Origin of the sequence: Phnomibacter sp. (genome assembly GCF_036803085.1) — a bacterium.
Lineage (GTDB): Bacteria > Bacteroidota > Bacteroidia > Chitinophagales > Chitinophagaceae > Phnomibacter.
On record NZ_DAIRUZ010000001.1, the window covers coordinates 381,052 to 397,143 of the forward strand.

The 16,092-nt window shown below is 45.7% G+C and carries 14 protein-coding genes; 11 read left to right on the forward strand and 3 right to left on the reverse strand.

Annotated elements, in window-relative coordinates; translation table 11 throughout:
• Positions 1–58 precede the first annotated feature (58 nt).
• Positions 59–1,909: a UbiD family decarboxylase gene (locus V7Q13_RS01605; RefSeq protein WP_333798931.1), complete on the reverse strand. Its 1,851-nt coding sequence runs from the start codon at positions 1,907–1,909 to the stop codon at positions 59–61.
• Between the two features lie 155 nt (positions 1,910–2,064).
• On the opposite strand from V7Q13_RS01605, the gene bshB1 reads away from it, so the two are divergent.
• From bshB1 to V7Q13_RS01620, 3 genes are all read left to right on the forward strand, one after another.
• The gene (gene bshB1, locus V7Q13_RS01610) at positions 2,065–2,793 is read left to right on the forward strand and encodes a bacillithiol biosynthesis deacetylase BshB1 (RefSeq protein WP_333798932.1); all 729 of its coding nucleotides are present in this window, start codon (positions 2,065–2,067) and stop codon (positions 2,791–2,793) included.
• 77 nt (positions 2,794–2,870) lie between these two features.
• Positions 2,871–3,941: a fatty acid desaturase family protein gene (locus V7Q13_RS01615; protein ID WP_333798933.1), complete on the forward strand. Its 1,071-nt coding sequence runs from the start codon at positions 2,871–2,873 to the stop codon at positions 3,939–3,941.
• A gap of 183 nt (positions 3,942–4,124) precedes the next feature.
• A complete protein-coding gene (locus V7Q13_RS01620; RefSeq protein WP_333798934.1) occupies positions 4,125–6,629 on the forward strand; it encodes a M14 metallopeptidase family protein in 2,505 nt (834 codons plus the stop codon).
• A gap of 68 nt (positions 6,630–6,697) precedes the next feature.
• Here V7Q13_RS01620 and V7Q13_RS01625 read toward each other — a convergent pair whose 3' ends face one another.
• Positions 6,698–6,829 (reverse strand): hypothetical protein, encoded by a 132-nt coding sequence (locus V7Q13_RS01625; RefSeq protein WP_281350667.1) that lies wholly within the window; start codon positions 6,827–6,829, stop codon positions 6,698–6,700.
• 125 nt (positions 6,830–6,954) lie between these two features.
• Between V7Q13_RS01625 and V7Q13_RS01630 the strand changes: the two genes are divergently transcribed.
• The 6 genes from V7Q13_RS01630 (at position 6,955) to V7Q13_RS01655 (ending at position 13,812) form a co-directional block, all read left to right on the forward strand.
• Positions 6,955–9,480, forward strand: a complete 2,526-nt coding sequence (locus tag V7Q13_RS01630; protein WP_333798935.1) for a PIG-L family deacetylase — start codon at positions 6,955–6,957, stop codon at positions 9,478–9,480.
• A 43-nt stretch (positions 9,481–9,523) separates the two neighbouring features.
• Positions 9,524–9,676, forward strand: a complete 153-nt coding sequence (locus V7Q13_RS01635; protein WP_333798936.1) for a hypothetical protein — start codon at positions 9,524–9,526, stop codon at positions 9,674–9,676.
• A gap of 125 nt (positions 9,677–9,801) precedes the next feature.
• Positions 9,802–11,520, forward strand: a complete 1,719-nt coding sequence (locus V7Q13_RS01640) for a sodium:solute symporter (RefSeq protein ID WP_333798937.1) — start codon at positions 9,802–9,804, stop codon at positions 11,518–11,520.
• Between the two features lie 87 nt (positions 11,521–11,607).
• The gene (locus V7Q13_RS01645; protein WP_333798938.1) at positions 11,608–12,540 is read left to right on the forward strand and encodes an SPFH domain-containing protein; all 933 of its coding nucleotides are present in this window, start codon (positions 11,608–11,610) and stop codon (positions 12,538–12,540) included.
• A gap of 102 nt (positions 12,541–12,642) precedes the next feature.
• A complete protein-coding gene (locus V7Q13_RS01650; protein ID WP_333798939.1) occupies positions 12,643–13,332 on the forward strand; it encodes a MotA/TolQ/ExbB proton channel family protein in 690 nt (229 codons plus the stop codon).
• Between the two features lie 84 nt (positions 13,333–13,416).
• The gene (locus tag V7Q13_RS01655) at positions 13,417–13,812 is read left to right on the forward strand and encodes an ExbD/TolR family protein (RefSeq protein ID WP_333798940.1); all 396 of its coding nucleotides are present in this window, start codon (positions 13,417–13,419) and stop codon (positions 13,810–13,812) included.
• An 11-nt stretch (positions 13,813–13,823) separates the two neighbouring features.
• Here V7Q13_RS01655 and V7Q13_RS01660 read toward each other — a convergent pair whose 3' ends face one another.
• Positions 13,824–14,195, reverse strand: a complete 372-nt coding sequence (locus tag V7Q13_RS01660; protein ID WP_333798941.1) for a hypothetical protein — start codon at positions 14,193–14,195, stop codon at positions 13,824–13,826.
• A 268-nt stretch (positions 14,196–14,463) separates the two neighbouring features.
• Here V7Q13_RS01660 and V7Q13_RS01665 point away from each other — a divergent pair, with 268 nt between their 5' ends.
• On the forward strand, positions 14,464–15,261 hold the full coding sequence (locus V7Q13_RS01665) for a menaquinone biosynthetic enzyme MqnA/MqnD family protein (protein WP_333798942.1): 798 nt from the start codon (positions 14,464–14,466) through the stop codon (positions 15,259–15,261).
• Between the two features lie 9 nt (positions 15,262–15,270).
• Positions 15,271–16,092 carry a purine-nucleoside phosphorylase gene (locus tag V7Q13_RS01670; RefSeq protein ID WP_333798943.1) on the forward strand — a complete coding sequence of 274 codons (822 nt, stop codon included), beginning with the start codon at positions 15,271–15,273 and terminating at the stop codon, positions 16,090–16,092.

Below are 16,092 nucleotides of genomic sequence, written 5' to 3' on the forward strand. Positions count from 1 at the left end.
CTCAATAAATAAAGCCTGTACTTTTTGGTACAGGCTTTATTTATTGAATAAAAAACGATTAAGCTACTCCATGTAAACTGCTGCCTTTCGCAAACAACTGATCAACGCGTTTTTCTACCGCAGCATCTTTTACCAATGCAGGAGCATGGTGTGGTTTTATGCGGGCATCTATCACCAGCGGGCCACGGCAGCCCCAATGCTTGTGCTCTGTAAATGCGCCAATGCCATGCATATCGTGGCTGGGGTTGCAACGGGTGTAGGTTACCCACAAATAGTTATTGAGGGTGGCAGCGGTAAAGCCTGAGTCGTCAACTATTACAATAATTTGTACAGTTAGCAATTGACAGTTAGCGGTTTGCAAGTGTGGCTCCAACTGTGCATTCAGCGCTGCTATTTCTTTCGCTGCATTTTCATAATTGGTAAATGCATTGGCTTGCAATGCCACAACACCTGGCATGCAAATTTGTGGGTTCACAAATCCTTGTAAGTCCTTCAGTTCAGCAGGTACTTCAGTAGCCAACTCCCGCAGCTTTTCGCCGTAGGCGGCCAGTACTACTTTACTACCACTGTTGATGCCCGTGCCGCTGTAGTCGAGAGTGTCAATAGTGGTATTGGTGTAAAAGTGCACATCTCTGGTGAGGTCTATTCGTTCGAGCAAATACTGCATAAACGCCTGCACGTTGTGAGTGTGCAGTTGGTTGGTTTCATCAGCGGTTATGAACAGGAATTTTGCCAGACTCAGCTGTCCCGTACCTAAAATATGGTTGGCAATGGTAAGCAGTTCTGCCGGTTGTTTGGTGGGCAGGTAAGGGGTATAACGTTCGCTGCCAATGGCCAACAGTAATGGATGAACACCTGATGCATCCACGGCATGCACTTCTTTTACGCCCGGTATTTCGTTGGGGATGGCGTCGCCCGTCATTTCGTGAATGAGCTGCCCAAAGCTGGTGTCTTCCTGTGGTGGACGACCCACAACGGTAAACGGCCAGATGGCGTTCTTTTTGGCGTACACTTTGTGTACCCTCATCAGCGGAAACGGATGGGTTAGGCTGTAATATCCGAGGTGATCGCCAAATGGGCCTTCGGGTTTGTTTTCCCCGGGGTATACTTCGCCTGTAATCACAAAATCGGCATCGGTGCTAATGGCAAATCCATCGCGGTAAGTGTAGCGGAAACGACGGCCACCCAATATTCCTGCAAAAGTCATTTCACTCAGGCCTTCGGGCAGCGGCATTACTGCCGACACTGTATGCGATGGCGGGCCACCCACAAAGCAACTTACTTTAAGCGGTTGGCCTTTGCGGTTGGCCTTGGTTTGGTGTACGCCAATGCCACGGTGCAATTGATAATGCAGGCCAATTTCTTTATCCATTTCATACTCATTGCCGCTCAGCTGAATGCGGTACATACCCAGGTTGGCTTTCATTATTCCAGGCTGGTCAATGTCTTCGCTGTACACCTGTGGCAGGGTTACAAAAGCACCGCCATCCATGGGCCAGTGTTGAATAAGCGGCAAATCGCTGATGCGGATTTCGTTGTCCAGCACGGGTTTACTCAACGGATTTTTGAGTGGCAATGCCTTGATGGCAGCGAGTCCGGTACCGAAATTTTTGATAGGCGATTTCAGCGCCTTCATGGGATCGTTTTTCAACTGCACCATTTGCTGCACCTGCGCCAGTGTATCGCGGAAAATGAATTTACTACGGTCGAGGGTGCCGAAAATATTGGACGCTGCTCTGTATTTCGAACCTTTCACATTTTCAAATAACAGCGCAGGGCCCTGTGCATCATACACCCGCAAGTGTATGGCGGCCATTTCTAAATGAGGGTCTACTGCTTCTTTAATTCTAATGAGATGACCATTTTTTTCGAGGTCAATCAAACATGCTTCTAACGATGCGTATGCCATATTGCGAAGGTAACAGTTGAAGTGGCTGTGTGGTTGAGTGAGTGAATGTGTGAAAATAGAAATGGCATGGTAGTGGGATGTAATGAATGATACAACCAGTTTTTTTGGCTTTTTGCATAGGCTGCGGCTGTACGGGTTCGCTTACCTTTGCAACTATGAAATTGGACATTTTGGCTATTGCGGCACATCCTGATGATGTAGAACTCAGCTGTGCCGGCACCCTGATGATGGAAAAACTGCAAGGGAAAAAAACGGGGATTGTTGACCTTACCCAAGGAGAACTGGGTACAAGAGGCAATATAGAAACCCGCTTTGCAGAAGCCGCCGCCGCCGCAAAAATTATGGACATTGATGCCCGTGAAAACCTCGGTATTCCCGATGGTTTTTTTGAAAATACCCGGGAATACCAGCTCAAAGTGGTGGAGGCTATCCGGTACTATCAACCCACTATTATTTTAACCAATGCACCCAGCGACCGCCACCCCGACCATGGCCGTGCCGCTCAACTGGTGCGTGATGCTGCCTGGCTGAGCGGGCTACGCAAAATAGAAACTTCCAGAAACGGGGAACAACAAGCTGCGTGGCGACCCACCTACGTATTCAATTTTATACAAGACCGCTACCTCGAACCAGATTTTGTAATGGATATTTCGGCTGTGATTGAACGCAAACTTGCCGCCATTAGGGCATATGCCACACAGTTTGATACCGTGCCCGACGATGAGCCACAGACCTATATCAGCTCACCCGCTTTTTTACAATCCATCATCGACAGATGCCGCATGTACGGCAAAACGGTGGGGGTTCCTTATGCCGAAGGATTCATCAGTGATAAAACTTTGGGTTTACAAAACTTCAACAGTTTTATTCAACATGTAACCTAAGAGCTACATTAGCACGGTTACTTACTTCGTCTTTTAAAAAGCAGTGTAAAACTGCTGATCATTTATTAATAGTTTGAATGGCAACTCCAAAATTTCCCCATGTTACCCCGTCTTTTCATGCAGTACTCAAGCAGCGGGTTCAAAAGTATTTCGAAGAAAAACAAACAGCCACCACCGGCGGCTGGCGTATTTTATCTAAAGCGATTATTCTGGTAGCAGCACTTACAGCAGTTTACATTGTGCTGATGGCGGTGGCAATGCCTGTGTGGTTATCGCTGGTGCTTTGCGGCCTCATGGGTTTGCTGATAGCAACCATTGGCTTCAACATCATGCACGATGGTGGCCACGGCAGTTTTAGCAAACATGCTTTTATCAACAAACTGGCGGCACTTACCCTCAATATTTTGGGTGGAAGTGCTTACATGTGGAACCAAAAACACAACGTTATTCACCATGCTTACACCAATGTGCATGAGGTAGACGATGATTTGGATGCCGGCATTTTATTAAGAATGAGCAAGCATCAGCAAAAGCTGGGCATTCACAAAGTGCAGCATTTTTACTTCTGGTTTTTGTATTGCCTGCTGTACCTGTTCTGGATTTTTTATTCTGACTTTGGCAAATACTTCAAAGGCCGCATTGGTACTGTTCCATTGTCAAAAATGTCGTTGAAAGATCACCTGTCATTCTGGATAGGCAAATTGCTGTTTGCTTCCATCTTCATGATTATCCCTATCTACGTGCATGGCTTTGTGAGCTGGATGGTTGGCTTTTTAGTAATGACCATGCTAAGCGGTTTTGTACTGAGCATTGTTTTTCAATTGGCTCATACCGTGCAGGATACAGCCTTTCCTTTGGCCAACGAGGCTACCGGTAAAATGGATGATGAGTGGGCTGTACACCAATTGAAAACCACTGCCAATTTTGCTACCCGCAGCAAATTAGTAAGTTGGTTGGTGGGTGGTCTCAACTTTCAGGTAGAGCACCATTTGTTTCCCCGTATTTCGCATATTCACTATCCCGAAATCAACAAAATAGTGAAGCAGGCATGTGCCGAATTCAACGTGCCCTACATTGAATACAAAACAATGGGCAAAGCTATCGCCAGTCATTTTATGTACCTGCGTAGCCTGGCTAAAACGGCCTGATGCAATACATAATCTAAACATTATTGAAAGCAATCCTCCGGGGTTGCTTTTTTTTGCTATGATAATTACCAATTCATGCTGTAAATGAAAAGCTGGCCAATAATCTGTTGGATTTGTTGATGGATATCGTCCAACTGGCTGCAACGGTTTTTTCCCTAATCTTTGTTGTTCTACATATTTGGTATGAAAAAAATAACTGCTACTCTTTGCTTGCTGCTATTGGCCGTGTTCGGCATTGCACAAAGCATTCCTTCGCCCAAGTCGTATTTAGGCTATGAGATTGGCGAACGATTTACGCCCCACCACAAAATTGTGGGCTACTTTGAAGCGCTGGCCAAAGCTGCCCCTGCACAAATGAAGCTGGAGCAATACGGCCTTACCAACGAAGGTCGACCCTTATTGCTGGCCACTTTTGCCAGTGCTGCCAACATGGGCCAACTGGAAACCATCCGCCAAAACAACCTGCAACTGGCAGGGCTGGCAGCGGGCAATGGTCAGGTAAATGGTACCGCTATTGTGTGGATGAGCTACAACGTGCATGGCAATGAAGCCAGCAGCAGCGAAGCCGTAATGAAGACAGCCTATTTTTTACTCACCGATGCCAAGGCACAAGAGTGGCTGAAAAATACTGTGGTAATAATTGACCCCTGCATCAACCCCGATGGCCGCGACCGCTATGTAAACTGGTACAACAGCGTGGTGGGTAACGAGATGAATCCCGACCCCGCATCACGGGAACACGTAGAACCATGGCCCGGCGGCAGAAGCAACCATTACAACTTCGACCTCAACCGCGACTGGGCCTGGCAAACGCAGGTAGAAAGCCAGCAGCGCATTCCGCAGTACAACAAATGGATGCCGCATGTGCATGTCGATTTTCATGAACAAGGTTTCAACGAGCCCTATTATTTTGCACCAGCCGCCGAGCCAATACACGAAGTGATAACCCCTTGGCAGCGTCAGTTTCAAACCAGCATTGGTCGCAACCATGCTAAATATTTTGATGCTAACAACTGGTTGTTTTTTACCAGAGAACGTTTCGATTTGTTTTACCCCAGCTATGGCGATACCTGGCCCACTTACAACGGAAGCGTTGGTATGACTTATGAGCAAGGCGGTATTCGTGCAGGTTTGGGCATTGTGAATGAAGATGGCGATATCCTTACTTTGAAAGACCGTGCCGAACATCATTTTACTACCGGCATCAGCACGGTAGAAATTTCTTCAAAAAATGCTTCAGGTTTACAGCAAAACTTCCAGCAGTTTTTTAACAACGCCCGAACCAATGGCGTAGGCGAGTACAAAACTTTTGTGGTAAAAGAAAAGGGCAACGAAGGCAAAATCAAACGCCTGACTGATTTGCTCACCAACAACGGTATTGACTGGGGCTACGGTGCCGTTGCACCTGCCAAAGGTTTCAATTATATTACTGGTAAAGAAGAAGCCTTCAATGTAGAGAAAGGCGACATTGTGATTAGTACGGTACAGCCACGTGGTACATTGGCGAAAGTGTTGTTTGAGCCCACTTCAAAAATTACCGATAGTGCTACTTACGATATCACTGCCTGGAGCATTCCGTATGCACATGGCCTCAAGGCTTTTGCAGTAAGGGAGAAACTCACTGTAAATAAAGCACAACCGGCCATTATGATGATGCCGGTGGTGCCGCCCATGCAGTATGGTTATTTGCTGCCATGGCGCAGCAATAGCGACGCCAACTTTGTAGCAGCTTGCCTCAAAGCAGGCATAAAGCCACGGGTGGCTCAGCGTCCGTTTGAGTATCAGGGTACTACCTACCCGGCGGGTACTGTGGTGTTGCTCAAAACATCTAACCAGCAAGTAGCCAACCTCGAAAAAAAGATTGCTGAATTGGCCACGGATCATAGGGTAACATTAGTGCCCGTTGCCACCGGATTTATGGATAAGGGTGCCGATTTTGGTAGCTCAGATGTAAGAATTTTGCATGCGCCCCGTGTAGCCATGGCTACCGGCGAGGGCACCAGCAGCCTTGGTGCCGGCGAAGTGTGGCATTACCTCGAAAGAGATTTGCAATATCCTGTTTCACTTATCAATGCTGCCAACCTCAACAATATTGCCTGGCATAAATACGATGTAGTGATTTTGCCTGAAGGTTACAATTACAAGCCCTTGTTTGATAAAGATGGCGCTATGAAAAAGTGGTTGCAGCAAGGCGGTAAACTTATTGTGATGGAAAATGCTGTGAGCCAACTGGTACAAGCCGATTGGGGCCTGAGTAACAAAAAAGAAGCCGATGAAAAAGAGGGATTGTATGACAATGTTCGCCGCTACGAAAACCAGGAAAAAGAAAGTCTGGAGTACAATAATCCAGGAAGCATTTATAAAGTTGAAATAGACAATTCTCATCCGTTGGGCTTTGGTTTCGATAAGCACTATTTTACCCTTAAAGCCGACAACAATGTGTATGAGTTTATGGAAAATGGCTGGAATGTTGGTGTTATCAAAAAAGAAGCACAAATAGCCGGTTTTGTTGGCAACAAGGCCAAGGCGCAACTGAAAGATGGTGTACTGTTTGGAGAAGTACCTGTGGGCCGTGGCTCTGTGGTGTTTTTTGCAGACGATATATTGTTCCGCAATTTTTGGGAAAGTGGCAAACTGCTGATGGCCAATGCGCTGTTCATGGTGCATTCAGGCAATGCCGCCCGATAACAATAAAAAAGCGACCACTGCAAAGTGGTCGCTTCAACTATGGGTGAGAGCTCACTAAGTGAGTAATATTAACGGATAAATCCGCGGCCACATTTTTGTTTGCCATTGGCTGCTGCCTGAATGCTCATGCCACCAGAGCAACTGCTAACCAGCAGGGCTACTACGAATAATGAAAGAAGGGCGAGGCTGAAACGTCTCATGGTTTAATTGGGGGGTTGGGGTTAATCAGATCAATGTGAATGTATCAATGTTCGTACCAGAAAAAACAATGGTTTAACACCGACCAATAATTTTTTTTAATCATCTATTGAAGCTGTAGAAAATCATGTGTCTGTTGAATAAAATCAAAAGAATGTCCTCTGCCGGTTTGGGGCTCTTGCTGGGTTTTACAGCAGTAGCACAGGTGCCGGAAACACCTGCTGCCGGTCAAATATTGCAGGATATAAAGAAGCTCAAAGTACTGGGCAGTGTGCTCTACATTGCCGCTCACCCCGATGATGAAAACACCCGCCTGATAGCCTGGCTGAGCAATCATGCTCTATACCGCACCGGCTACCTTAGCCTTACCCGTGGCGATGGCGGCCAAAACCTGATTGGCGATGAGCAAGGCGTAGAGCTTGGCCTTATTCGTACCCAAGAATTGCTGGCTGCCCGCCGTATAGATGGCGGTGAACAGTTTTTCAGCCGGGCCTTCGATTTTGGTTTTAGCAAAAATCCTGAAGAAACGTTTCGCATTTGGGATAAGGAGGCGGTACTCAGCGATGTAGTGTGGGTGATACGCCAGTTTCGCCCCGATGTGATTATTGCCCGCTTTCCCGAAGATGGCAGGGCCGGCCATGGCCACCACAGTGCCAGCGGCATTATGGCCCGTTTGGGTTACGAAGCTGCAGGCAATGCCGATGAGTTTACCGACCAGTTTGGTAAAGGTGCCCGTGTGTGGCAGCCCAAGCGGGTGCTTTGGAACACGTTCAATTTTGGCAGCGCCAATACCATTGATAGTACCAAACAGTTTTCCGTAGAAGTAGGGCAGTACAATACGCTGACTGGTAAAAGCATTGGTGAACTGGCCGGTGAAAGCCGCAGCCAGCACAAGAGCCAGGGCTTTGGCGTAAGCCGCCAGCGGGGCAATTCTAAAGAATATTTTAGCCTGGTGGCCGGAGAGCCGGTGAAGCAAGGATTGATGGATGGCGTAACCACCAGTTGGGACCGGGTAAAAAATGCGGAGGGCATTGAAGCCATGATCAACGGCATTATTCGCCTCTATGATATGGAGCATCCCGATGCCAGTATTCCGGCTTTGTTGCAATTAAAATCAAGACTGCTGGCCATTCAACCTTACGACCAATGGGTGAAAATAAAACTGCGGGATTTGGATCGCATTATTCAGCACTGTGCAGGTATTTATGCAGAAGCCATTGTAACGCAACCTGCAGTGGTGACAGGCGATTCTGCCAAAGTGATGCTTAACATCATCAACCGGTCAGATTTTCCCATGAGCATCAGCAGCATTGGCTTCAACGATAAATTTCAAGACATACAAAAACCATTGCCGGCTAATGTGTGGACGCAAATACCGTATGCTGTACCAATGGGCAACAGTGTGCTGGAAACCCAGCCTTATTGGTTGCGAATGCCCAAAAAAGACGGCATGTTTGATGTGCAAGACCAGCAGATGATTGGTAAAGGTGAAAATGAGCCGCCAATTTTAGAAGTTGCACTTGCCTTGGGCAACCGTGTTATCAAAGTATATCCCAGTATTCAATACAGAGTGGTAGATCCGGTAAAAGCAGAATTGTACAATCCGATACACGTCACCAATCCGTTTTTGTTATACAACGATCCCGGTGTGTTGCTCTTCCGTAAAAACAGCAACGACAGTGCTACGTTGCAGGTAAATATTCAATCGATAAAAGCCGCCAATGCCGCGTCGCCCAACATTTTGCTGAGCGGTGCCAACTCTGGCTACAAGCAGCAAATGCCACAGTCGGCCATGCAGTTTGCTGCCAACGATAAAAAGACAATCACCTTGAAAGTACCCAATTACATGAAGGGTACAGGTAAGGAAGAAGATGTATTGCATTTGTCCTTTAAACCCGGCGGTAGCTTTGGCGATGCTGAGTATTTCAATGCCCGCCGTATGATTGAATACGATCACATTCCCACACAAACCTGGCACTATCAGGATGTGGTAAAAGTGCTGCACATCGATTTGAAAACCGTTGGCAAAAAGATTGGCTATCTGCCAGGTGCCGGCGATAAAATTCCGGAGGCCTTGTTGCAAATGGGCTATCAGGTAACCGAGTTGAAAGAAGCCGATTTGAAACCAGAATTGCTGAAACAATACGATGCTGTGGTGATGGGTGTACGTGCCTACAACATTCACGATTATCTGGCACAAGCCTACGAAGGTTTGATGACCTATGTGAAAAATGGCGGCAACCTCATTGTACAATACAACACCAATAATTTCATTAGTTCGTTGAAAGGCAAGATGGCACCATACCCATTCAGCATTGGCCGTACCCGCATTACCGATGAGCAATCACCCGTACAGTTTTTATTGCATGGTCATCCTGTGTTGAATTTTCCGAATAAAATCACCACTAAAGATTTTGAAGGCTGGGTGCAGGAGCGGAGTGTGTATCATGCAGAAGGATTGGATGCCAACTGGCAATTGCCTTTGGGCCTCAACGATCCCAATGAACCGATGCAAAATGGTAGCCTCGCCATTGCGCCTTATGGCAAAGGCAACTTTGTGTACACTGCTCTGGTCTTCTTCCGCGAACTGCCAGCCGGTGTGCCCGGCGCCTACCGCTTGTTGGCCAATCTCTTGGCATTGCCCAAACATTAGCGTAGTGTTGCTCAAGCATTTCCATTATCATTAATTTGTATTCATGCGTCGTCCTGAAATATTACTCATCATTGCTGCGGTTTCTGGTTTAATCATAGGCAAACTCATCAAAAATTTTCGATGGGGTTTCCTTATTGGTGTCATCATTGCGGCTTTGTATGCATTTGGAAAACCTTACAAAAAACAACGTGATTAATGAGGGAGCCTGGCCGTAAATATTGGCAAGTGTGGTACATATTGGTACTGGCATTTCTGCTGTTGCAGATTTGGTGGTTTACCTATCTCAGTCAATTGTTTCAATAAACCTTCAAGAGTTGCATCATGGCTGTATTAGATTGGGTGGTGTTGATTGCTACGCTGGCGGGTATCATTACTTATGGCCTGTACAAAAGCCGTCATGAAAAAACGCTGGAAGGTTATTTTTTAAGCAGCCGCAGCATGCCCTGGTGGTTGGTATTGCTGAGCATTATGGGCACTCAGGCTAGTGCCGTTACGTTTCTTTCTGCGCCGGGCCAGGCCTATACCGATGGCATGCGTTTTGTGCAATACTATTTTGGCTTGCCCATTGCCATGATTGTGATCAGTGCCTTTTTTGTACCCATTTTTCACAAGCTGAAAGTGTATACAGCGTATGAATTTTTAGAACAACGCTTCGATTTAAAAACAAGAACACTCACATCTTTTCTCTTTTTGCTGGGCCGCGGTTTATCTACCGGTATTAGTATTTATGCACCAGCCATTATTGTAAGCAGTTTGCTGGGTTGGAATATTTACCTCACCAATTTGGTAATGGGTGGTTTGCTCATCATTTATACCGTAAGTGGTGGTGCCAAATCGATTGCCTACACACAGCAGTTGCAGTTCCTGCTCATTATGGGCGGTATGCTGATTGCTGCTGTAGTAGCGGTACAATTGTTGCCGGCAGGTGTTGGTTTTACCGAAGCCATTGCCACTGGTGGCAGCATGGGTAAAATGAACATCATTACCGATGGCATGACAGAAAAAGGCTTCGATTGGAAAGACCGCTACAATATGTGGAGCGGTGTGATTGGTGGTTTCTTTTTGGCACTCAGTTATTTTGGTACCGACCAAAGCCAGGTGGGCCGCTACCTCACAGCCCGCAGCATGAAAGAAAGTCGCATTGGCCTGCTCATGAATGGTTTGGTAAAAGTGCCCATGCAGTTTGTGATACTGATGGTGGGTGTGTTGGTATTTGCTTTTTATCAGTTCAATCAGGCCCCCATTTTCTTTAACCAAACTTTGGTGAAAGAAGCTAAAACAACTGCATTTGCACCTGCATTGAATAAGCTGGAAACGGAGTACAATTTACTGCAAGAACAACGCAACAAGTTGAGAAATCAACGACCTGTTGCCGAAGGTATTCATGTTGATACCATGCAGCAGGCAGTGGAGAAAAACTACCAGCAACTCCAATCATTACGGAAAGAATACGCTGCTGTATTAAAGCAAGCCGTACCCAATGGCGAAACCAGCGACACCAATTATATCTTCTTGTATTTCGTGACACAGAACCTGCCGAAAGGCTTGGTGGGCTTACTCATAGCGGTGATTGTTTTGGCGGCCTGGGGCAGCATTGCAGCGGCGCTGAATTCGTTGGCCAGCAGTACTGTCATCGATATTCATCACAAAGTGGTGAATAAAAACTGCGACGAGAAAACGTCGTACAAACTCAGCTGGCAATACACGTTGGGCTGGGGTTTGTTCAGCATTGCGGTGGCCATGTTTGCTACCAATATGGGCAGCTTAATTGAAGCAGTGAACATTTTGGGTTCTCTTTTTTATGGTGTTATTCTCGGCATTTTTCTAGTGGCTTTTTTCATTAAAAAAGTAAAAGGCGATGCTGTGTTCTGGAGTGCAGTAGTAAGCGAACTCTTGGTGGTCACCATTTACAAAATGGAAATTGTCTCGTTTCTCTGGCTCAATCTCATTGGCGCTGCGCTGGTTATTTTCATTGCCATTCCTTTTCAAACCTTGCTGCAAAAACCGCCAACTGAAAAGCCTGCTGGAGAACAGGCTTAACCACGCAGCCATCATTATTACCAATGGTGCATAATTCCGCAGTAAAATGCGGTGAGCCGCCATTAACTTTCGTCAAATTTTAATAGCATGGACTACGGTTTTATTGCTCTCGTCGTTATTGCGGTATTGTTTGTACTCAGCGGAATCGTTACCGTTCAGCAAGGGTACATTTCTGTTATTACCATGTTTGGAAAATATCGCCGCATTATGCGCCCCGGTTTGAATATCAAAATTCCTTTTCTGGAAAAAGTGTATACCAGAGTGAGTATTCAAAACCGCAGTGTGGAACTCGAATTTCAGGCGGTTACTATTGATCAGGCCAACGTGTATTTCAAATCGATGCTGCTCTACAGTGTGATGAATGAAGAAGAAGAAACCATTAAGCGGGTGGCTTTCAAATTCATGAGTGAAAGAGAATTGATGCAGGCATTGGTTCGCACCATTGAAGGCAACATCCGTTCGTATGTGGCTACCCGTCGTCAGGCAGAAGTATTGGGCTTACGCCGCGAAATTGTAGAATATGTGAAAGTAGAAATTGACCAGACCCTCGAAACTTGGGGTTATCATTTGCTCGATTTGCAAATCAATGATATCACCTTTGATCAGGCCATTATTGAAAGTATGAGCAGGGTTGTGGCCAGCCACAACATGAAAGCAGCTGCTGAAAACGAAGGTCAGGCATTGCTTATTACCAAAACCCGAGCTGCAGAAGCTGAAGGCAACGCCATTAAGATTGCTGCAGAAGCCGAACGGCAGGCAGCACAACTGCGTGGTCAGGGTGTGGCGTTGTTCCGTCAGGAAGTAGCCAAGGGTATGAGCGAAGCTGCTGAAGAATTGAAGCAGGCCAACCTCGATACCAATGTCATACTCTTTAGTATGTGGACAGAAGCCATTAAGAACTTTGCTGAATACGGAAAGGGCAATGTGATATTTCTCGATGGCAGCCCCGATGGCATGCAGAGTACTATGAACCGTATCATGGGCATGATGCAAATGAAATCGGAAGAGTCGAAAAAATAAAACCGTCAGTTGCCGTAAAAAACTGTTAATAGCTTTTGCCGGGTAAATGTTGGATAATTATTTGCCTGCATATTCGTTGATACAAACACAATTTGTTCATTCATGATATTGATATATCAGGCCTTAGCCGATACCATGCAGCAAGTAGCCGCTCAAACAACAGCTACTGCAAAGTCGATTAACCTATGGGAGTTGATAGCTCAGGGTGGGGTGCTTATGATTCCGCTGGCTTTGCTGCTGGTGGCCGCCGTGTATTTTTTTGTAGAAAGAAACATTGCCATCAGTAAAGCTTCCCGTATCGATCCCAACTTCATGAATATTGTTCGTGACCATATCATGAATGGCAACATTACTGCAGCCCGTTCATTGACGAAGAATACAGATCACCCAGTTGCACGAATTATTGATAAAGGCTTGCAGCGTTTGGGCAAACCTATTGATGCCATTGAAAAAAGCATGGAGAATGTGGGCCGTATTGAAATGTACAATATGGAGCGAAACATCAATGTATTGTCGATGATTGCAGGCATGGCGCCGATGTTTGGCTTCTTGGGTACCATTATTGGTATGATTCAGATGTTTTATGAAATTAATAGCACCGGCCGGTTTGAATTGAACAGTATCGCTGGAGGTATTTATGTAAAAATGATTACTTCAGCTACCGGTTTAATTATTGGTTTGATGGCTTATCTTTTTTACAATTATCTCAATACACAAGTAGATAAAACGGCTAATAAAATGGAAGTGGCTTCTGCAGAATTTTTAGATACCCTGCAAGAGCCGCACAAGTAACCGGCATGCAATACTTGCAAACCTTTGCATTAATTGAACTGCATTGTTGCACCTCTATTCGCATTCACATTTTCAATTGCTTTCATGAATATTCGCCGCAAACTTAAATCACATGCAGAAGTACACACCGGAGCGTTGAACGATATCCTGTTCATCCTCTTGTTGTTCTTTTTAATTGTGAGTACGCTGGCCAACCCGAATGTGGTGAAGGTAGATACACCCCGTGGTAAAAATGATACCAAGGTGAAGCAAACAATTGTGGTGAGCATTGATAAGAACAGGCAAATGTACCTGATGCAAAAACCTATTTCGGCAGACAGCCTGGAAACAGAACTGCAACGCATGATGGCCAACAAAGCCGATACACCTGTAATAGCGTTGAATGTGGACAGTGCCGCTTTTTACGGAGACTTTTTCAAGGCACTTAACGCCGGAAAAAGATTAAAGGCAAAAGTGGTGGCCAATATCAATGCCAATTAAACCGCAGAATATTATTGCTCACCGAAGAGCCATTGCTCTGCATCTTCTTTTGTCAAAAAAACTTTGAGTATCATCCCCCTGTTTACTGCGGCATCCTCATAAAATTTGGCCCGTTCAAATGTGTGTTCGTTGCAAATAAGCACCACACGAATTTCATATTGGGCAAATTGCGCCAACTGCTCAGCCAGGCGGTAAGTTTCTGCTATGCCAATGTTGTGATACAATTCTGTTTCATCGCACAGCACAAAGCGGGATTGATGTTGCATAGCCGACATGGCCACCGCCATCAAATACTCTTGTACTTCCTGAAAACTGGCATGTTGGCCCGTAGCTTCCGAACGGAGTGTTTGGCCATCGTGGTGAATGCTGTATTGGAGTGACATAATATTGTGTATTCACAGCCAATGAGGCTGATGGCTGCGACTTTATTGTGGTGATTTTTAGGATAATAAAGTGATTCTAAGATACAAAATCGTTGTTGCAGCATCGTAATATTGTTCTTCTTTTTATCCAATAGAAATACACGTTGAATGATTGGTGAAAAAATCAGGCAAATTGTTAAATGAAACTACTGGCTTGCAGGTAATCAAGTAACTACATTTTGTTGGCGACTCAACGCTTAACTTTGCCCACTTCGCTAAAAAAAACACTTTGAATAACAGCAGTATTGTAAAAGTTGGCGCCGTTAGCTATTCCAACACATTGCCTTTATTGTATGGATTAAACAGCCTCGCCTTGCAAGGTAAAATTGAGCTGATGAAAGACTACCCAAGTGCGGTAGCTGCTCAGCTTATTGCCGGTACTGTGGATGTGGGGCTGGTGCCCGTGGCCGTGCTGCCGTTAGTGCCAAATGGTCATATCATTGGCGATTACGGTATCGCCGCTCATGGCAAAGTAGCTTCTGTATGTGTATTTAGCGAAGTGCCCATGGAACAGATTGAAACGGTACTACTCGACTATCAAAGCAGAACCTCTGTTGCATTGGCGCAGTTATTGTTCCAGCATTTTTGGAAACAACCCGTGCAGTTTGTACCCGCCACACCCGGTTTTGAGCAACAGGTGAGTGGCACCACTGCGGCAGTTGTTATTGGCGACAGGGCGCTGAGTATGCAAGGTCATTATCCTTATATTTTCGATTTGGCTGAAGCATGGTTGCAATGGACGGGCCTGCCCTTTGTATTTGCAGCATGGATTGCCAATAAACCTTTATCCGAAGATTTTATTGCCAGCTTCAACGCTGCCAATGCTGCAGGTATGCAAGAGCTGGAAAGCATTGCCGCATCCTATCCTTTTCCGGCGTATGATTTACTCCATTATTTTACTGTAAATGTTCATTACTTGCTCACCAAGGAAAAGAGAGCAGGAATGCAACTTTTTTTACAATGCCTGCAGCAACCGGCTAACGCATCTGTATTGGTGCAACAGGCTACAACTTCTATATTAAAATAATCAACCTATATGACGTCTCTTATCGAAAAGTTGAACCACACCGTAGCGGTGATTAAAGAATATTACAGTGAAAAACCAGTAGCAGGTATTGTGCTGGGCAGTGGTCTGGGAAATTTTAAAGAAAACATGACGGTAGAATGTGAGATTCCTTACGAGGATATTCCGCATTTTCCCGTGTCTACAGTAGAAGGCCATAGTGGTAAATTGATTTTCGGAAAAATGGCAGGCAAAACCGTGGTGTGCATGGCTGGCCGTTTTCATTTTTATGAAGGCTATTCATCTACCGATGTTTCTTTTCCTATACGTGTAATGAAGTTCTTAGGAATTGAAACGCTGTTGCTGAGCAATGCTGCAGGCGGTATGAACCCGGCTTTTGCAGTAGGCGATCTCATGATTATCAACGATCACATCAGTTTGTTTGCCCACAACCCGCTGCTTGGGCCCAACGAGGCTGCACTCGGCCCACGTTTTCCCGATATGAGTGAACCATACAGTGTAGAACTCATTAACATAGCACAGCAGGTAGCTGCGGCGCATAGCATTCCGGTTTTTGAAGGTGTATATGTAGGCGTAACCGGCCCAACTTTCGAAACAAAAGCAGAATACAAAATGCTGCACATTTTGGGTGCCGATGCAGTAGGCATGAGCACTGTGCAAGAAGTGATAGTAGCCCGCCACATGGATCTCCCGGTTTTTGCCATCAGTGTTATTACCGATCTTGGCATTCGGGAAGAAAATAATATCATCACTCACCAGGAAGTATTGGAAGCTGCTGCTGCTGCAGAGCCAAAAATGACGGCTATTTTCAAAGGGATAATAGCTGCATTGTAA